General features: G+C 63.9%; 17 protein-coding genes. 10 read left to right on the forward strand and 7 right to left on the reverse strand.

The genetic code is table 11. From position 1 onward, the window contains the following. Positions 1 to 85 precede the first annotated feature (85 nt). From ACJ8J5_RS16250 to urtE, 9 genes are all read left to right on the forward strand, one after another. On the forward strand, positions 86 to 2,653 hold the full coding sequence (locus ACJ8J5_RS16250) for a putative mucin/carbohydrate-binding domain-containing protein (protein WP_099816746.1): 2,568 nt from the start codon (positions 86 to 88) through the stop codon (positions 2,651 to 2,653). Positions 2,654 to 2,876: 223 nt separating this feature from the next. Beyond that, entirely contained in the window at positions 2,877 to 4,706 is a 1,830-nt protein-coding gene (atzF, locus tag ACJ8J5_RS16255) for an allophanate hydrolase (protein ID WP_414104882.1), read from the forward strand. A gap of 2 nt (positions 4,707 to 4,708) precedes the next feature. Then, positions 4,709 to 8,329, forward strand: coding sequence for an urea carboxylase (gene uca / locus ACJ8J5_RS16260; protein WP_414104881.1), 3,621 nt, complete (start codon positions 4,709 to 4,711; stop codon positions 8,327 to 8,329). Between the two features lie 14 nt (positions 8,330 to 8,343). Next, positions 8,344 to 9,054 carry a GntR family transcriptional regulator gene (locus ACJ8J5_RS16265; RefSeq protein WP_414104896.1) on the forward strand — a complete coding sequence of 237 codons (711 nt, stop codon included), beginning with the start codon at positions 8,344 to 8,346 and terminating at the stop codon, positions 9,052 to 9,054. Between the two features lie 35 nt (positions 9,055 to 9,089). Further along, positions 9,090 to 10,358 carry an urea ABC transporter substrate-binding protein gene (gene urtA, locus ACJ8J5_RS16270; RefSeq protein WP_049208925.1) on the forward strand — a complete coding sequence of 423 codons (1,269 nt, stop codon included), beginning with the start codon at positions 9,090 to 9,092 and terminating at the stop codon, positions 10,356 to 10,358. A 56-nt stretch (positions 10,359 to 10,414) separates the two neighbouring features. Beyond that, positions 10,415 to 11,995 (forward strand): urea ABC transporter permease subunit UrtB, encoded by a 1,581-nt coding sequence (gene urtB / locus ACJ8J5_RS16275; RefSeq protein ID WP_414104880.1) that lies wholly within the window; start codon positions 10,415 to 10,417, stop codon positions 11,993 to 11,995. Further along, on the forward strand, positions 11,995 to 13,071 hold the full coding sequence (urtC, locus tag ACJ8J5_RS16280; RefSeq protein WP_025302022.1) for an urea ABC transporter permease subunit UrtC: 1,077 nt from the start codon (positions 11,995 to 11,997) through the stop codon (positions 13,069 to 13,071). Before urtB ends, urtC begins: the two co-directional genes overlap by 1 nt. Next, a complete protein-coding gene (urtD, locus tag ACJ8J5_RS16285) occupies positions 13,068 to 13,874 on the forward strand; it encodes an urea ABC transporter ATP-binding protein UrtD (protein ID WP_147822953.1) in 807 nt (268 codons plus the stop codon). Before urtC ends, urtD begins: the two co-directional genes overlap by 4 nt. 12 nt (positions 13,875 to 13,886) lie before the next feature. Next, complete coding sequence (gene urtE / locus ACJ8J5_RS16290; protein WP_414104878.1) at positions 13,887 to 14,585, forward strand: urea ABC transporter ATP-binding subunit UrtE; 699 nt, start codon at positions 13,887 to 13,889, stop codon at positions 14,583 to 14,585. Positions 14,586 to 14,592: 7 nt separating this feature from the next. Here the strand turns inward: urtE and ACJ8J5_RS16295 are convergent, their stop codons facing one another. Further along, a complete protein-coding gene (locus ACJ8J5_RS16295) occupies positions 14,593 to 14,892 on the reverse strand; it encodes a type II toxin-antitoxin system RelE/ParE family toxin (protein WP_042783942.1) in 300 nt (99 codons plus the stop codon). Further along, the gene (locus ACJ8J5_RS16300) at positions 14,877 to 15,140 is read right to left on the reverse strand and encodes a type II toxin-antitoxin system ParD family antitoxin (RefSeq protein WP_060432675.1); all 264 of its coding nucleotides are present in this window, start codon (positions 15,138 to 15,140) and stop codon (positions 14,877 to 14,879) included. The genes ACJ8J5_RS16295 and ACJ8J5_RS16300 overlap by 16 nt, the downstream gene beginning before the upstream one ends. 134 nt (positions 15,141 to 15,274) lie before the next feature. On the opposite strand from ACJ8J5_RS16300, the gene ACJ8J5_RS16305 reads away from it, so the two are divergent. Continuing rightward, entirely contained in the window at positions 15,275 to 15,787 is a 513-nt protein-coding gene (locus ACJ8J5_RS16305) for a DUF2165 family protein (protein ID WP_085819318.1), read from the forward strand. 22 nt (positions 15,788 to 15,809) lie between these two features. Here ACJ8J5_RS16305 and ACJ8J5_RS16310 read toward each other — a convergent pair whose 3' ends face one another. The 5 genes from ACJ8J5_RS16310 to ACJ8J5_RS16330 all read right to left on the reverse strand — a co-directional run bounded on the left by ACJ8J5_RS16310 (position 15,810) and on the right by ACJ8J5_RS16330 (position 18,603). After that, positions 15,810 to 16,322 (reverse strand): GNAT family N-acetyltransferase, encoded by a 513-nt coding sequence (locus ACJ8J5_RS16310; protein ID WP_049208922.1) that lies wholly within the window; start codon positions 16,320 to 16,322, stop codon positions 15,810 to 15,812. 24 nt (positions 16,323 to 16,346) lie between these two features. After that, positions 16,347 to 16,694 carry a type II toxin-antitoxin system RelE/ParE family toxin gene (locus ACJ8J5_RS16315; protein WP_049203897.1) on the reverse strand — a complete coding sequence of 116 codons (348 nt, stop codon included), beginning with the start codon at positions 16,692 to 16,694 and terminating at the stop codon, positions 16,347 to 16,349. Beyond that, positions 16,654 to 16,914 (reverse strand): type II toxin-antitoxin system Phd/YefM family antitoxin, encoded by a 261-nt coding sequence (locus ACJ8J5_RS16320; protein WP_016928576.1) that lies wholly within the window; start codon positions 16,912 to 16,914, stop codon positions 16,654 to 16,656. Before ACJ8J5_RS16320 ends, ACJ8J5_RS16315 begins: the two co-directional genes overlap by 41 nt. A gap of 68 nt (positions 16,915 to 16,982) precedes the next feature. Further along, entirely contained in the window at positions 16,983 to 18,218 is a 1,236-nt protein-coding gene (locus tag ACJ8J5_RS16325) for an FAD-dependent oxidoreductase (protein ID WP_147822955.1), read from the reverse strand. A gap of 76 nt (positions 18,219 to 18,294) precedes the next feature. Then, positions 18,295 to 18,603: a DUF4865 family protein gene (locus ACJ8J5_RS16330; protein WP_230201369.1), complete on the reverse strand. Its 309-nt coding sequence runs from the start codon at positions 18,601 to 18,603 to the stop codon at positions 18,295 to 18,297. Positions 18,604 to 18,803 lie beyond the last annotated feature (200 nt).

Consider the following 18,803-nt stretch of genomic DNA (forward strand, 5'->3'; position numbering starts at 1 on the left):
CCACCCGTCATCGATGGAGGGCGTGCCGCCCGTCCGGTTACTTTTTCATGGTCAATTCAATCACCCAAACCATGAGGAAAGCAGGATGCCAACCATCACGAAAACCCAATCACTTTACACGTTGACCCGGCCAGTCTGGCTGGATGCGGCAGGCATGAGCAAAGGCATCGATCACGATCGCCAGCACCTGGGCGTCATTCTCGCCGCCGGGCAAGTGCTGCGAGTGCGCCAGACCAACGCGGCGTTTACCGGCAAGTTAACGCTGCGCTTGCTGAATGACGACAGCAAAACGGAGGCGGAATTCAGCGTCGGCGCGAGCTGGGTCGAGGCCCAGGTCAATGCCGTCTCGGTGCCGTTCATCGATACGCCGTATGGGCAGGGCGAGCCGGTGCTGGAGTTCGAGCACCCGGACACGGCGAAAGCGTTGCCGGTTTATCGCCGTGGCGAAAACGAAGCCGCGTTCTTTGCCCGCTGGGACGATCGGGACGCCGAGTTTGCCCTGATCGATGCGGAATACGCCGTGTTGCTGGTGCCGAAAATCAGTAAACCGGCGCTGAAGTCACTGGGCGAAGCGAAAAACATCGACGGACTGATCGCCTACTACGATCGCATTTTCACCTTCTACAATGCGCTGACCGGCGTCTCGTTCGAGGCTGAACACGAATCCGATCGCAATATTCGCAACCGCTACTTTATGAAGGCCGATAAACACGGCGCCGGCGCCGCGTATTACGGCGGCCGCTGGACGGCGGAAACCAGCAGCTCGGTCAGCAGCTTCTGGCTGACGCCGAAAGACAGCAACTGGGGCAGCCTGCATGAGATCGCGCACGGCTATCAGGGGCACTTTATGGGCGACAAATATTTCTCCACCGGTGAGATGTGGAACAATATTTATGCCGCTTGCTATCAGGACGTGATGCTGGGGGAACGTAAATACCAGGAGGGGTGGCTGTATAACTACGGCAACGCGGCCGGCGTCGAGAAGAAAATCATCGATCTGATCGCTCAGGGCACGCCGCTCAACCAGTGGGATCTGCGCTCCAAGCTGTTCTTCGCGATGCTGATGGTCGACAAGGCAGGCAAGAACGCCTTCACGCACTTTAATCAGCAGTATCGCCAAAGCTGCAACACGGCGGGTTTCGTGCCGTCGGAACATGCCTTGCTGGATCTGCTGTCGGCAAGCTTCGCCGCAGCCGGCGAGCAAATCGACGTGACGCCGTTCGTCGAGCTGACCGGCGGCGTGATCACCCAAGCGCAGCGCGACCGCAACGCGTTCAGCCACGCCAAGGCGGTGTATCCGCTGTATCAACTGGTGGACGCGCAGAGTCTGCCGGTGGTGCAGGCACAGCTGAAGCTGGATTCCTCGCTGCGGCTGGTCGATTCTTGCCAGCTCAAGGCCAGCGGGCTGAAAGGCGACGTCACCCTGAGTCTGGATATCGATGACTTTGCGCAGATCTACGGTGAAGACCTGATCCTGATGGAAGGGGCGCGCTATGCCCACAAAGTCCGTATCGATGCGCCGACCCTGGCGCTGACTGCGCTGCCGATCGGCGTGTATACCTTGCGGTTGCCGACCGGTAAAGATCGTAAATATCGGCCGACGGCGGGTTACCTGACGGTGAAGCAGGGGAAGAACGCGGTGACGCTTCGCTTCGAGCGCAAAGCCGCTTCGCCGATCGTTTCGCAGGAGATCACTCTGTTGGGCCTGAGCGATGCGGTCTTCGCCACCGTGGTCGTCGATCGCGCCAAAGGAGCGGTGGTGGTTGACGTGACCAGCACCACGCCGCACGCCTACTTCCCCGGTGAAACCTATGCCCGGGTGACGCTGCGCGATCGGCAGGGCGCGGTGCGCTTCAGCAAGGAGATTCAGGGCACTCAGGCTACGTTAAGTCATGACGAGCTGCCGTTTGCCGAGGGCGATGACATCGAGATTTACCATGTGGAGCCGAGCCGGGTGCGTTTGAATCCGGCGGCGGCCGGCGTCATCGATAACAAAAACAAAACCAACGTACTGCGCATCGAAACAAGCGGGCTGAAAAACCCGGCGTTGCCCGGCGATCCCGAACAGGCGCTGCTGGCGCGCCTGGAACAGGCGGCGCAGCGTTTGCGTCGCCTGTTGCCGGCTTACTATGCGCCATCGTCGTCGTTCAAGGACGATATTTATCTGGCGATCGGCGCCTTTGCCGAGCCGCAGCGCGAGTCACTGTTGGCGACCTATCGGGATTGCCTGCCGGCCGACAATACGCCGCCGGGCGCTAACGTCGGCAATGCGTTTACCGTGGCGTGCAAAGGGATTGGCGATCGCCAGTTCCTGACCGGCGCCATCGATCTGGTGAAGAAAACCGTTACCGTCACGCTGGCGGCGGGGATTGCTCACCACTACTTTGCCGACAGCTACGCCTTCCTCAGCGTGACGGATGCGGACGGCAACGTCTTGCTCAGCTACGACGTCATCGGCAGCCAGAATCAACCGGCCAAAACCTGGGTGTTGCCGCTGTCGGGTTACGGCGGTGAAGTGATTCATCTGCGGCATGAAGAGCCGGACAGCCGCCTGGCGATCGTCAACGAAATGCAGCACCTGCGGCTGGCGGAGAAGGGCAAGCAACAGACCTACTGCATTACGCCGGTCGGTTTGAAACGCATCAAGGATTGATCCCCATCGGCCTGCGGGGCGGCGAGTGTCGTCGCCCCGGTTTTTCCTCTGCGTCATCCCGCCATTGCACTCTTTTTGTTCTCCCGCTGCGCGCCGCTGGTGCAGCCCGTTTGCCGCCGCCGTCATAAGTTTTAATTATAATTTATTGAAATCATGAGATTAAAAATTGGCACGCCGGTTGCTCTGTTGAATCCCATCTTGTGTACCAGATGGAATTCAGTCGATGAGCGAATCTGTTGTAGCGTGCGGTTTTACCCTCAGTGAATGGCAACACCATTACCAAACCCGCCCGGCGGGCGAGCGCCTTGCCTGCGTCAGTGCGACGATCGAAACGTTGGTCGCCGGGCTGAGCCCAGACGATAACGCCTGGCTGTATCTCGCCACGCCGGCGCAGCGCGAGCAGCAGTATCGGCAGCTGGCGCAGTTGCTGGCGGCGGTCGACGGCGATCTCAGCCGCCTGCCGCTGTTCGGCGTGCCCTTCGCCATCAAAGACAATATCGACGTCGGCGGCTGGCCAACCAGCGCCGCCTGCCCGGCGTTCACCTATCAGGCCGCGGCGGACGCCACCGTGGTCGCCCGCCTGCGCGCCGCCGGGGCGATCGCCCTCGGTAAAACCAACCTCGACCAGTTCGCTACCGGGTTGGTAGGCACTCGCTCACCGTATGGCGCGGTGGTCAACAGCTTCGACAGCCGCTACGTCAGCGGCGGTTCCAGCTCCGGCTCCGCCTCGGTGGTGGCACGCGGCCTGGTGCCGTTCGCGCTTGGCACCGACACCGCCGGTTCGGGGCGCGTGCCCGCCGGGTTCAACAACATCGTCGGGCTGAAGCCGACCAAGGGGCGGTTGTCCAACCGCGGCGTGGTGCCGGCCTGTCGGTTGAACGATACGGTGTCGGTCTTCGCGCTGACCGTGGCCGACGCCGCGCAGGTGACGGAGTTGGCGAGCGGCTTTGACGCGGCAGACCCGTATTCCCGTGCCGATCCGCATACCGCGCCGGCGGATATCCCCGCCGCACCGCGTTTCGCCGTTCCCGCCCAGCTGGAGTTTTTCGGCGACGTTCAGGCCGAGCGGGCGTTTCACCGTGCGCTGGCGCAGCTGCAGGCGGGCGGCGCGACGCTGGAACCCCTCGATTTCGCGCCGTTTCGCACTCTGGCGGAACAGCTGTATTACGGCCCCTGGGTGGCGGAGCGCACGGTAGCCATTGAGCAGGTGCTGGAAGCGAGCCCGCAGGCCATCGATCCGGTGGTGCGCGGCATCGTCGGCAACGGCCTCGGCTACAGCGCCTGCGACGCCTACAAGGCGGAATACCTGCGCGCCGAGCTGGCGCGGCAAATCGCCCAGCGGCTGGCGCCGTTCGACGCGCTGGTGGTGCCGACCGCGCCCACTATTCGCACCCTGGCGGAGATGGCGCAGGAGCCAGTGCTGTTCAATTCGCAATTCGGCACTTACACCAATTTCACCAACCTGGCCGATCTGAGCGCGCTGGCGCTGCCGGGGCCGCAGCGCGAAGACGGTCTACCGGCGGGCATCACCCTGATTGCGCCCGCCTGGCATGACCGGGCGTTGGCGGCGTTTGGCCTGCGCTGGCAACGGCAAAGCGCCTTGCCGCTCGGCGCTATCGGCCGGGCATTGCCGCCGCAGCCTGTGCCTGCGCCGTCCACAGGGCACGTGCGTCTGGCGGTAGTGGGCGCTCACCTTAGCGGCATGCCGCTCAACGTCCAGCTGACACAGCGCGACGCGGTGCAGGTGGAGCAAACCGCTACCGCCCCCTGCTATCGCCTGTATGCGCTGGCCGATACCGAGCCGCCGAAGCCGGGGCTGGCGCGCGCGGCGCAGGGGGCGGCGATCCGCGTTGAGCTGTGGGACATCCCGCTGGCCCGTTTCGGCGAGTTTGTGGCGGAAATTCCGGCGCCATTGGGCATCGGCACGCTGCTGCTGGCGGACGGCCGGCGGGTGAAGGGGTTTATCTGCGAAGCCTGGGCGCTGGAAGACGCGACGGATATCACTGAGTTTGGCGGCTGGCGCGACTATCTCGCCAGCGTTAAGGGGGCATGAACATGTTTACTACCGTACTGATCGCTAACCGCGGCGAAATCGCCTGCCGCGCCATTCGCACCCTGAAACGCCTGGGCGTAACCAGCGTGGCGGTCTATTCCGACGCCGACCGCAATGCGCCGCACGTCGCCGAGGCCGACAGGGCTGTGGCGCTTGGCGGCGACAAGGCCGCCGACAGTTACCTGCGCATCGACAAGATCCTCGCGGCGGCCGCGGCCACCGGAGCGCAGGCGATCTACCCCGGCTACGGCTTTTTGTCCGAGAGCGCCGAGTTTGCCGACGCCTGCGAGGCGGCGGGCATCGCCTTTATCGGCCCGACGGCGGCGCAGATGCGCGAGTTCGGCCTCAAGCACCGGGCGCGCGAGCTGGCGGCGTTGGCCGGGGTGCCGATGACGCCGGGAACCGGCTTGCTGGAGAGCGTTGAGCAGGCGGTCGCCGCCGCTGCGCGCATCGGCTACCCGGTGATGCTGAAAAGCACCGCCGGCGGTGGCGGCATCGGTCTGACGCGCTGTGACGACGAGGCGGCGCTGCGCGACGCGTACGACAGCGTCAAACGGCTGGGAGAGCAGTTCTTCCGCGACGCCGGCGCCTTTATCGAACGCTTCGTCGATCGGGCGCGCCACGTCGAGGTGCAGATTTTCGGCGACGGCCAGGGGCGGGTGGCGGCGCTCGGCGAGCGCGACTGTTCGCTGCAGCGGCGCAACCAAAAGGTGGTGGAGGAAACCCCGGCGCCGCATCTGCCGGCGGCGACCCGCCAGGCGCTGCACCGGGCGGCGGTGGCGCTGGGCGAGTCGGTGAATTACCGCAGCGCCGGCACCGTAGAATTTATCTATGACGCCGCGCGCGACGAGTTTTATTTCCTGGAAGTGAACACCCGCTTACAGGTCGAGCACCCGGTCACCGAAATGGTCACCGGCCTGGATCTGATCGCATGCATGCTGCAGGTGGCGGCGGGCGACGCGCTGGATTGGGCGGCGTTGCAGCGCGCGCCGCAGGGCGCGGCGATCGAGGTGCGCCTCTACGCCGAAGATCCGCTGAAAAACTTCCAGCCCAGCCCCGGCGTGCTGACCGAGGTGCATTTCCCTGACGACGTGCGCCTCGACGGGTGGGTGGCGACCGGCAGCGAAGTGTCGGCGTTTTACGACCCGATGATCGCCAAGCTGATCGTGCACGGCGCCGATCGGGCGCAGGCGCTGGAAAAATTGCGCGTGGCGCTGGCGGCGACCCGTTTGCACGGCATCGCCACCAACCTCGATTATCTGCGGCAGGTGATCGCCACGCCGCAATTTCAGCGCGGCGACGTCTGGACGCGCCTGCTGGACGATGTGCGTTTCCAGCCGCACTGCCTCGAAGTGCTGCAACCCGGCACCTACAGCAGCGTGCAGGATTATCCCGGCCGCCTCGGCTATTGGGACATCGGCGTGCCGCCGTCCGGCCCGATGGACGACTTCGCGTTTCGGCTGGCCAACCGCATCGTCGGCAACCACCCGGCGGCCGCCGGGTTGGAGTTTACCCTGCAGGGGCCGACGCTGCGCTTTCACTGCGACGCCACCATCGCGCTGACGGGCGCGAGCTGCCCGGCCGATCTGAACGGTGAAGCGGTTGCGTATTGGCGGCCGATCGCGGTGCGGGCCGGGCAGGTATTGACGCTGGGGCGCGCCACGCAAGGCTGCCGCACCTATCTGGCGGTACGTAACGGCTTTGACGTGCCGGTGTATCTCGGCAGCCGCTCCACCTTCGCGCTGGGCCAGTTCGGCGGCCACGCCGGGCGCACCTTGCGGGTGGCGGACATGTTGGCGATCGCCCAACCGGCGCTGGCGGCCAGCACTACGCCGGCACCGATCGCCGCGCCGCAGGCGATGGACGACAGCCTGATCCCGCACTACGGCGACCAGTGGCACATCGGCGTGCTGTACGGGCCGCACGGCGCGCCGGACTTTTTCACCGCTGAATCGATAGAGGCCTTTTTCGCCACCGACTGGCAGGTGCATTACAACTCCAACCGCCTCGGGGTGCGCCTGGCGGGGCCGAAGCCCGAGTGGGCGCGGGAGGACGGCGGCGAGGCCGGTTTGCATCCTTCCAACGTGCACGATTGCGAGTACGCCATCGGCGCCATCAACTTCACCGGCGACTTCCCGGTGATCCTAACCCGCGACGGGCCGAGCCTTGGCGGCTTCGTCTGCCCGGTGACCATCGCCAAGGCCGAACTGTGGAAAGTGGGGCAGGTGAAGCCGGGCGACCGCATCCGTTTCCATCCGATCGGCTTCCGGCAGGCGCAGTCGCTGGAGCAGGCGCAGCTCGGCAGCATCGAAGCGCTGGCGGCGGTGAAGGCCATCACCCTGCCGCCGCCGGATCTGGCCCCGGCGGAGACCGTTTCCGCCGCGGTGCTGGCGGCGCTGCCGGCGGCGGAAGGGCGCCCGGCGGTGGCGTATCGCCAGGCGGGGGACGGCTACATCCTGATGGAGTACGGCGACAACGTGCTCGATCTGGCGCTGCGGCTGCGCATTCATCTGCTGATGCAGTCGCTGCGTGAGGTGGCGATACCGGGCGTGGCGGAGCTGGCGCCGGGCGTGCGTTCGCTGCAGATCCGCTACGACAGCCGGCAAATTAGCCAGGCCGACCTGCTGCAGCGCCTGCTGGCGCGCGAACGGGCGCTGGGGGACGTCAGCCGCCTGAAGGTGCCGACGCGCACCGTATGGCTGCCGATGGCGTTCGAAGATTCGGCCACGCTGGGGGCGGTGGATCGCTATCAACAGACGGTGCGCGCCTCGGCGCCCTGGCTGCCGAACAACGTCGATTTCATTCAGCGCATCAATGGCCTGAGCCGACGCGAGCAGGTGCGCGACATTCTGTTCGACGCCAGCTACCTGATCCTCGGGCTGGGCGACGTCTACCTCGGCGCGCCCTGCGCGGTGCCGCTCGATCCGCGCCATCGCCTACTGAGCTCCAAATATAACCCGGCGCGCACCCACACCGCCGAAGGGACGGTCGGCATCGGCGGCATGTACATGTGCATCTACGGCATGGACTCGCCGGGCGGTTACCAACTGGTGGGGCGCACGCTGCCGATCTGGAACAAATTCCTCAAAAACCCGCAGTTCACCGCCGGTGAGCCCTGGCTGCTGCGCTTCTTCGATCAGGTGCGCTTCTACCCGGTCAGCGAGCAAGAACTGGACGAGCAGCGCGAAGCGTTCCGTGAAGGGCGCATGCAGGTGCGCATCGAAGAGAGCGAATTCGACTTCGCCGCCTACACCCGTTTCCTGGCCGACAACGCCGGGGCGATCGCCGACTTCCAGCATCGCCAGCAGCAGGCGTTCAGCGCCGAAGTGGCGCGCTGGCGCAGCGATGACGACGAGGCCGAGGCGCAGCTGTTGCCGCCGGAGGAAGAAGACGCCATCGACGGCGATCTGGTCAGCGCCGATCTGAACGGCAGCGTGTGGAAGATCCTGGTGGAACCGGGGCAGGCGGTGGCGGCCGGGCAGCCGCTGATCGTGGTCGAGGCGATGAAAATGGAGCTGGCGGTCACCGCGCCGCGCGCCGGGATCGTTAAACGCATCAGCTGCCGGCAGGGGCGGCCGGTCGGGCCGGGCGACGCCCTGCTGTGGCTGGAAAAGGCGGTCTGAACGGAGGAGCGATGATGCAAATCACCAACGGAGAGCACAAGACGCGCCCGGAAGGGTTGGCGGAGCGCATTTATTTGCAGCTCAAGGCCGACATCTTCGAGTTTCGCCTGCTGCCGGGCGATCGCTTCAGCGAAAGCGACGTGGCGCAGCGCATGGCGGCCAGCCGCACGCCGGTGCGTCAGGCGCTGTTTCGACTCGAGCGCGAAGGCTATGTCGAGGTGCTGTTTCGCAGCGGCTGGCAGGTGCGACCGTTCGACTTCACCTACTTCGAAGAGCTGTATGACCTGCGCATCGTGCTGGAACAAGAGGCGGTGAAACGGCTGTGCGAACGCCCGGCCGGGGAAACGCCGGACGCGCTGGCGGCGCTGAGCCGTTTTTGGACCGAAGCGCCGCGCCTGGCGGACGGCAAGGCGGTGTCGCAGCACGATGAGCAGTTTCATCAGGCGTTGGTGGCCGCGGCGGGCAACGGTGAAATGGCGCGCATCCACCGCGAGCTGACCGAAAAGATCCGCATCATTCGCCGGCTGGATTTCACCCAGCAGGCGCGGGTGGACGCCACCTACCGCGAGCACGCCGCCATTTTGCAGGCGATCCTGCAGCGGCAAAGTGAGGAGGCGCAAACGCTGCTCGGCGAGCACATCGCCGTCAGCAAGGCAGAAGTGCGAAAAATAACGCTGCACATGTTGCACCAGGCGCGGGCTCAGCAGCCTGCGCGCTCGGCGTAACGATTTTGATTTCACACACATCAGGAGTTTGAACTATGCAACGTCGTCGTTTTATCAAAGCTTTTGCGCTGTCCGCCGCCGCTGTCGGCATGGGCCTGGCCTGGAGCGCGCAGGCCGCCGACACCATCAAGGTCGGTATTCTGAGTTCGCTCTCTGGCACCATGGCGATTTCCGAGACGCCGCTGAAGGATGTGGCGCTGATGACCATCGACGAGATCAACGCCAAAGGTGGGGTGCTCGGCAAAAAGCTGGAGCCGGTGGTGGTGGATCCGGCCTCCAACTGGCCGCTGTTCGCCGAAAAGGCGCGCCAGTTGCTGAGCCAGGACAAGGTGGCGGCGGTGTTTGGCTGCTGGACTTCGGTGTCGCGCAAGTCGGTGCTGCCGGTGTTTGAGGAGCTGAACGGCCTGCTGTTCTATCCGGTGCAATACGAAGGCGAAGAGATGTCGCCGAACGTGTTCTACACCGGCGCGGCGCCGAACCAGCAGGCGATCCCTGCGGTGGAATACCTGCTGAGCGAGGACGGTGGCGGCGCCAAGCGCTTCTTCCTGTTGGGCACCGATTACGTCTATCCACGCACCACCAACAAGATCCTGCGCGCCTTCCTGCACAGCAAAGGCGTGCAGGACAAGGATATCGAAGAGGTCTATACGCCGTTCGGCTACAGCGATTACCAGACCATCGTCGCCAACATCAAGAAGTTCGCCGCCGGCGGCAATACCGCGGTGATCTCCACCATCAACGGCGATTCCAACGTGCCGTTCTACAAAGAACTCGCCAACCAGGGCGTCAAGGCCACGGACGTGCCGGTGATCGCCTTCTCGGTCGGCGAGGAGGAGCTGCGCGGCATCGACACCAAACCGCTGGTGGGCAACCTGGCGGCCTGGAACTACTTCGAATCGCTGGATAACCCGACCAACAAACAGTTTGTCAGCCAGTGGAAAGCTTACGCCAAGGCGCACAATCTGCCGAATTACGCCACCGCGGTGACCAACGATCCGATGGAAGCCACCTACGTCGGCCTCCACATGTGGGCGCAGGCGGTGGAAAAGGCCGGCACCACCGACGTCGATAAGGTGCGCGCGGCGATGGCCGGGCAAACCTTCGCCGCGCCGTCGGGCTTCACGCTGACCATGGACAAGACCAATCACCACCTGCACAAGCCGGTGATGATCGGCGAGATCGAGGGCAACGGCCAGTTCAACGTGGTGTGGCAGACCGAGGCACCGGTGCGCGCGCAGCCGTGGAGTCCGTATATCGCCGGCAACGACAAAAAGCCGGATTACCCGGTGAAAGGCGGCAAGTAACGTCACTCAGCGCCGGCGCGGCTCGACGCGCGCCGGCCCAACAGAAGAGGCAGCTGATGCAATCTCCGTTTTTATCCTCTCTGCGCGCCGGGCTGTGGCTGTTGTGCGCCTGGCCCCTGCTGGCGCAGGCCGGGCCTGCCGATGAGTTCGCGGCGGCCAATCGCGCGCAGCAGGCCAAACTGCTGCAGGCGTGGGCGGCCGAGCCGGACGCCGCGCGCCTGCCGCTGCTGCAGGGGCTGCAGCAGGAAAACGTGGCGATCGACGAGGCGAAGCGCGCCTTTATACGCCAGGGCGACCGCTATCTGCCGCTTGAAGGTGAGGCGGCCCCGGTTGGCGAGCCGAAGAAGGTGTGGCTGAACAACCGGCTGCGCATTCTGATCGCCAACGCGCTGTCGGCGCAGCGGTTGGTCAGCGCGGACGCGGCGGTGCGGCTGCAGGCGGCGACCGCGCTGCAGCGTGAGGCGCAGGGCGAGCAGTTGCCGCTGTTGACCCGGCGGCTGGCGCAGGAGAAAGACCCGCAGGTACGCGACGCGCTGAGCATTGCGCTGGCGAACCTGCAATTGGCCGACGCCAGCCCGCAGGTGCGCTTCAATGCGGTGCGGCTGCTGGGGGAATCGGGCGAGCCGGAAACCCGCGCGCGGCTGCAGGCGTTGACCGACGCGGCCAATGAGCCGGACGCCGCGGTGCGCGCCGAGGCGCAGCGCAGCCTGCAGCGCGTGCAGCACCGCCTGATGATCGGCGATCTGCTCGGCCAGGCGTTCAGCGGCCTGTCGCTCGGCTCGATCCTGCTGTTGGCGGCGCTCGGCCTGGCGATCACCTACGGCCTGCTCGGCGTCATCAATATGGCGCACGGCGAAATGCTGATGCTCGGCGCCTATTCCGCCTATCTGGTGCAGGGGCTGTTTCAGCAATTTGCGCCGCAGTGGCTGGCGCTCTACCCGCTGGCGGCGCTGCCGGTGGCGTTCGCCATTACCGCCGGGATCGGCATGGCGCTTGAGCGCACGGTGATCCGCCACCTGTACGGCCGGCCGCTGGAAACCCTGCTGGCCACCTGGGGCATCAGCCTGGTGATGATCCAACTGGTGCGGGTGCTGTTCGGCGCGCAGAACGTCGAGGTTGCCAACCCGGCGTGGCTGTCGGGCGGCGTGCAGCTGTTGCCGAACCTGGTGTTGCCGTGGAACCGCATCGCGGTGATCGCGTTCGTGCTGCTGGTGCTGGCGTTGACCTGGCTGCTGCTGAACAAGACTCGGCTCGGCATGAACGTGCGCGCGGTGACGCAAAACCGCGCGATGGCGGCCTGCTGCGGCGTGCCCACCGGGCGGGTGGACATGCTGGCCTTCGGGTTGGGATCCGGCATCGCCGGGCTTGGCGGGGTGGCGCTGTCGCAGTTGGGCAACGTCGGGCCGGAGCTGGGGCAAGGTTACATTATCGACTCGTTCCTGGTGGTGGTGCTCGGCGGCGTCGGCCAGCTGGCGGGGACGGTGGCGGCGGCCTTCGGCCTCGGCATCGTCAACAAGATCCTCGAGCCGCAGATCGGCGCCGTGTTGGGCAAGATCCTGATCCTGGTGCTGATCGTTCTGTTTATTCAAAAGCGTCCGCAGGGGCTGTTCGCCCTCAAGGGCAGGGTGATTGACTGATGAGCCAACCATTGACCGTAACCGGCGTGCAGAAAGCGCCCCGGCTGGCGTTGAGCATCGGCGGGCTGGCGTTGCTGGCGCTGCTGGTCATGCCGTTCATGACGTTGTTGCCGGCGGATCATCCGCTGGCGGTGTCCACCTATACCCTGACGCTGGCGGGCAAGATCCTGTGCTACGCGGTGGTGGCGGTGGCGCTCGATCTGGTGTGGGGCTATGCCGGGCTGCTGTCGCTCGGCCACGGGCTGTTCTTCGCGCTCGGCGGCTACGCCATGGGCATGTACCTGATGCGGCAGGCGGCGGGCGACGGGCTGCCGGCGTTTATGGCGTTCCTCTCCTGGAACGAGCTGCCGTGGTTCTGGAGCGGCACCCAGCATTTCGCCTGGGCGCTGTGCCTGATCGTGCTGGTGCCGGGCCTGTTGGCTTTCCTGTTCGGCTACTTCGCCTTTCGCTCGAAAATCAAAGGGGTGTATTTCTCGATCATGACCCAGGCGCTGACCTATGCCGGCATGCTGCTGTTCTTTCGCAACGAAACCGGCTTCGGCGGCAATAACGGCTTTACCGGTTTCACCACGCTGCTCGGCTTTCCCATCACCGCCGCCGGCACGCGGGTGGCGCTGTTCCTGGCGACGGTGCTGCTGCTGGCCGCCAGCCTGGCCATCGGCTTTGCGCTGGCGCGCAGCAAGTTCGGCCGGGTGCTGACCGCGGTGCGCGATGCGGAAAACCGCCTGACCTTCTGCGGCTACGATCCGAAGGGCTTCAAGCTGTTCGTCTGGACGCTGTCGGCGGTGCTGTGCGGGCTGGCCGGCGCGCTCTATGTGCCGCAGGTCGGCATCATCAACCCCGGCGAAATGTCGCCGACCAACTCGATCGAGGCCGCCATTTGGGTCGCCCTCGGCGGGCGCGGCACCCTGGTGGGGCCGTTGCTCGGCGCCGGCATCGTCAACGGCGCCAAGAGCTGGTTCACCATGGCCATTCCCGAATACTGGCAGTTTTTCCTCGGCCTGATGTTTATCGTCGTCACGTTGTTTCTGCCCAAAGGGGTGATTGGCCTGCTGCGTCGGAGGAAATCCTCATGAAGGTGATGCAAGTGACCGACGAACTGTTTACCCATCCGCTGCCGGCGGACAAATACCGGCAGCAAACCGATCCGGTGCTGCAGCTCGATAACGTCAACGTCAGCTTCGACGGTTTTCGCGCGCTGACCGATCTGTCGCTGCGCATTGGCGTCGGCGAACTGCGCTGCGTGATCGGCCCCAACGGCGCCGGCAAGACCACGCTGATGGATGTGATCACCGGCAAAACCCGGCCGGACAGCGGCAGGGTGTTTTACGACCAGACCGTCGATCTGACCCGGCTGGCGCCGATGCAGATCGCCCACGCCGGCATCGGCCGCAAGTTTCAAAAACCGACGGTGTTCGAGGCGCTGACGGTGTTCGAAAATCTGGAGATCGCCCAGAAAACCCGCAAGTCGGTATGGGCCTGCCTGCGCGCCCGTTTAAGCAGCGAACAGCGCGACCGCATCGACGAGATGCTGAAGACCCTGCGGCTGGGGCATGAGCGCCACCGGCCCGCCGGGTTGCTGTCCCACGGGCAGAAACAGTTTCTCGAGATCGGCATGCTGCTGGTGCAGGAACCGCACCTGCTGTTGCTCGACGAGCCGGCGGCCGGCATGACCGACGCTGAAACCGACTACACCGCTGAACTGTTCCGCGAGCTGGCGGGCAAGCATTCGCTGATGGTGGTGGAGCACGACATGGGGTTTGTGGAAACCATTGCCGATCGCGTGACGGTGCTGCATCAGGGACAGGTGCTGGCGGAAGGATCGCTGGCGCAGGTGCAGGCCGATGAACGGGTGATTGAGGTATATCTGGGGCGCTGAGGAGGCGTAATCATGCTGCAGGTAGAGGAATTGAATCAGTATTACGGCGGCAGCCATATTCTGCGCGGCCTGTCGTTCGAGGCGCGCATCGGCGAGGTGACCTGCCTGCTGGGGCGCAACGGCGTGGGCAAGACCACGCTGCTGAAATGCCTGATGGGGCTGGTCCCGGCGCGCAGCGGCAGCGTCCGTTGGCAGGGCGAAACCATCACCGGTAAAAAGCCGCATCAGCGGGTGCAGGCGGGCATCGCCTATGTACCGCAGGGGCGGGAGATTTTCCCGCGTCTGACGGTGGAGGAAAATCTGCTGATGGGGTTGGCGCGTTTTTACGGCGCCGCCGCACGCACGGTGCCGGATCCGATCTATGACTTGTTTCCGGTGCTGCGGCAAATGAAGGATCGGCGCGGCGGCGATCTCTCCGGCGGGCAACAGCAGCAGCTGGCGATCGGCCGGGCGCTGGCCTGCCGGCCGCAGTTGCTGATCCTCGACGAGCCGACGGAAGGGATCCAGCCTTCGGTGATCAAGGAGATCGGCGCGGTGATCAAACAACTGGCGGCGCGGGGCGATATGGCGATCCTGCTGGTGGAGCAGTTCTATGACTTTGCCGCCGATCTGGCGGATAGCTATCTGGTGATGTCGCGCGGCAGCATCGTGCAGCGCGGCGCCGGCAGCGCTATGGAACAGGACGGCGTCCGCGCGCTGGTGGCGATTTAACGTTGGGTCAGCTGAAAAAGGATTGGCTGAGCGGATCGCGGGAATGATGCAGCACTCTGATGATATTCACCTCCCGCCTGTGCTGTCGAAAATAAATCAGGTGGTTGGCGACGGGCAATACCCATAGGCCGGGGCCGATTGCATCGATGTTTTTACCGAGTTGGTGGTGGCTAAGGTTATCGAAAGCCTGATGCAGGCGGCGCAGATAATCTTCGGCCACCTGCAAGCCAAAGTGCGCCAACCCGTAAAAATAGATCTCTTCCATATCGTCCAGCGCTTTTGGACGAACGGTTACTCTCCTGCGCATCTTTTTGCTTTGCTCCGTATTCTTTCCATGAACACATCACGATCCCATTCGACGGCTTCGCCGCTGTTCTCTCCTTCGGCGATCAAGCGCCTAAGCTCTTCCAGTTTTGAGGCGGCGGTACGTTCGCGCAAAGTGCGCACGGATTCGCGGATGACTTCACTGGGCGTTCGGTAATCGCCGCTGGCCACCAGGTCTTCGACGAAGCTACGCAGTTCGTCACCCAGATCTACCGTTAGTGTTCTGCCCATTGTTCCTCCTCACTTTCGGCTATGCTGCGTCATTGTAAGATTAGTTCTTACATTGTGCACGTCAAACTATCAGGATCTCAATAGCGGTCCCGTCATGAGGACGGGAGCCACCCGTTTATTCATTAAGGATAACCATGAACGAAATCACTGTGTCACGCCTCGGTTGCATCGTCCTGTCCCTGTTTCCGGCCCTGTGGGGGCTGTTTAGCCTGTTGAACAATACGGCGGATTTCGCCGGCACCGCGCGCAATGCGGTGGGGCCGCTGCTCGCCATGCAGGATACTTATCAAACGCCGGGGCTGATGTGGCGCGCGATCAGCGCCGACTGGGCCTGCATGTTGGGGTTGGCGGTCATCACCGCGCTGGAAACGCTGGCCGGCCTATTCGCGACGGCGGGCGTGGCGTTGATGATCGGGCGATTGAAAGGCTCTTACGCCGCTTTCGCCAAGGGCAAAGCCTGGGCGATGCTGGGGGCGCTTTGCGCGATAACGGTGTGGGGCGTCGGCTTTATGGTGGTCGCCGGCGACTGGTTTATGGCCTGGCAGGCCAAGAAGGATCCGCTGGCGGTGCAGCTGGGGGCGCTGATCTACCTGGCGCCCAATGCGTTTGCCTTGCTGTTCCTGATGCTGCAGCGGGAGCCGCGCTAAACGACGGCGGAGCGGGGCGCGGTTACAGCGCCTTGCTCATATACCAGATGCCTATCGAGCCCTGGGCGCTGGTGTAGCAGGTCTCGCCACAAATGCTCAATCCCTGGCGCTGATAAAAGCGTTGGGCGCCGGTGTTGCGTTGCAGCACCTCCAGCCACAGCGTCTTTTGCCGGCGCTCGATGGCCCGCTGTTGCACCTGTTCGAACAGGCGCTGGCCATAGCCATTGCCGGCATGGCCCGGCAGGAAATAGATTTTCTGCAGCTCTGCGCCACGGGTTTGCGTTGGCGCCAGCAGGCTGTCGACGTTGAGCCGCGCATAGCCGACGAGGGCGTCATTCTCATAGGCCAACAGCCAGCACACGTCGGGATCGCGCAGCGTCTGTTCCAGCGCGGAGACGGAAAAATCCTCGGCCAAAAAGGCCTCCAGCTCGTGCGGGTAGTGCCACAGCTCACCGAAGTGGGCGCGGTAGGTGCGGATGCCGATATCGCGCACTTGCGTTAAATCTTCCAGCAATGCCTGACGAACGGTGAACATCAGTGCCCCTTTGAGTAAGAAAAATTACAGCCGTTGTTCCAGATGCCGGTGAGGCACCATCGCCTGATGCAGAATGGCGAGAACGGTGATGCCGGCAGGGCGGTTGCGGTAGTAGATCCTATGGCTGGCGTAAGGAAAACTGCGTATCTCTTCGCCCAGATCGTGGAAGTGAGCTTTACCCGCTTCCGGCATATCTGCCAAATGATGCATGACCTCTCTCAACTGCTCAAGATAGCGGCGAGATTGCGCTTGGCCCCAGTGCTCGATGGTGAAATGACGAATAGCCAGCAGATCTTGTTGGGCCTGCGGGGTGAGGCGAAACGCGGGCATCTCAGTCTGTTTCATCGGTGAGCAGACGGTTGAAGAAGGCATCGCCGTCTACCGCCTTACCGGCGTCTTCCTCGGCGGTAGCCTGCGCGATTTTTTGCTGCAGTGCGCTTAATTTGAGATCTTCCAGCGCCTGGTAATCTTCTACAGACATGACGACGGCGACCGGTTTGCCGTTGCGATTGATTTGCACCGGTTCACGCTGCGCCTTGAGCAGCAAATCGCCGAATTGGGTTTTGGCCTCGTTCGCGGTGAGTGCGTACATTTAATCGCTCCAGTTAATTAAATCGTTCGATTTAACCATTATACGGTGCGATGAAAAAATCACCAATGCTATTCCGGCGGGCAGGTTTCGTTGGACAGATGCCGCGGCGTTTCACGGCGAAAACCCAGGCCGATGATGCGGCCGAACAGGCGCGGCAGCCAGCGGCTGTTGCCGACGCGGGCGATCAAGCGCGAGCCGCCCGCCGCGCGGCGTTCGCCCGGCTTGCGCTGGCTCATTTTGATCTGCAAAAACTGGATGGCGCGAGTGGGGAATTCGCGCCGGCGCTGCACGCTCAGCAGATGCTTCAGCTGCAGCCGATGCTGGCGCAGCGGCGGGATCAGGGCGTTGGCGGCGGCCACCGCGTCCTGAATCGCCAGGTTGACGCCCACACCGCCGATCGGCGACATGGCGTGCGCGGCGTCGCCGATGCACAGCACCCCCGGTTTGGCCCAGCGATCCAGACGATCGATGCGAATGCTCAGCAGTTTGACCTGATCCCACTCGACGATCTCCTGCAGGCGATCGTCCTGGAATGGCGCCACCTCGGCGAGGTGCAGCAAAAATTTCTCCAGCCCGCTGCGGCGGATCGCGTCGAAGCTGCCTTTATCGATCGAGTAGCCGCACTGCCAGTAGTCGCCGCGATCGATCATGATGAAGTTTTGCTTCGGCCCGGTGTGGCCCATCGACCAGGCCGGATCGCCCGGCTGCTTGCTGAGCTTCATCCACACTACGTCGCGCGGCGCGCCGAAGGATCGGCTGCTGAGCGCCGCCTGTTCGCGCACCACCGAGTTGCGGCCGTCGGTGCCGACCACCAACTGGCTGCGCACGCGGATCGGGCCTTCCGGCGTGTCGGCCAGCACGCCGCACACCTGGCCGCTGTCGTACAGCAACTGGTGAACCTGCGTTGAGGTCAGCAGCCTGAAGTTGGGGAAGGCTGCGGCCTGCTGGGCCAAAAAGTTGAGGAACTCCCACTGCGGCATAAAGGCGATAAATTTGCAGCGCGTCGGCAGGCGGGTGAAATCCGCCAGCTTGATGTCGCGCCCGGCGACTTCGGCGTGCAGAGACTCCGCACGCTGGTGCGGCAACGTCAGCAGTTCGTCGAGCAGGCCCAGTTGGTGCATGACTTCCAGCGTCGATGGGTGAATGGTGTCACCGCGAAAATCGCGCAGGAAATCGGCGTGCTTCTCCAGCACCGTCACGTCGATCCCCGCCCGCGCCAGCAGATAGCCGAGCATCAGCCCGGCGGGGCCGCCCCCCACGATGCAGCAGGTGGTGGCGTAAGGTGTGATCGGTGATGACGACATGGCGGTTGACCCCGGAGAGCGGCCCGCATCCCGCGAGCCGCAAGTGAATGTTTAATGTTGATAATGATTATCAATATCAAGTTTGACTGTCAACCCGCGGCGCAGTGTGGTCAAAGGGGGCGGACAGATGGCCGACGCGGAACAGTTGGCCGTTTTGCGGCCCTGCCTGCGGGGGTTCACGCCAGACATCCAGCCGCACTAACCGCCACTCGGCGGGATCGAACGCCACGATGGAGGCTAGCGCACCGGGCGCCACCTGCTGTTGGCGCCGCAGCGCAGGCAGATCGCTGTAGGGGGCGATAACCTGCTCCTGACAGGTCGCCCAGGCGGCCTCGGCCAAATGAGGGCGATCGAAATGCGTCAGCCAGTGATTGACGGTCGCCAAACGTCGCCAGTACCTGAATCAACATGCACAGGGTAGACGGCAGCTCGCTTTTTAATCATTAAAGGCAGGGGGTGGCCAGCACCAGCAGATAATTCTTTATAGAATTTTGATAATTTCTGGCTCAGTGCGGAGGGGGGAATGTAAGAACATTTATAAAATATGTCAGATGACCGTATGTTGATTTATGTAGGTTATAAGGA

Source organism: Serratia sp. CY43202, assembly GCF_052168755.1.
In the GTDB taxonomy this organism is placed as follows: Bacteria; Pseudomonadota; Gammaproteobacteria; order Enterobacterales; family Enterobacteriaceae; genus Serratia; species Serratia bockelmannii.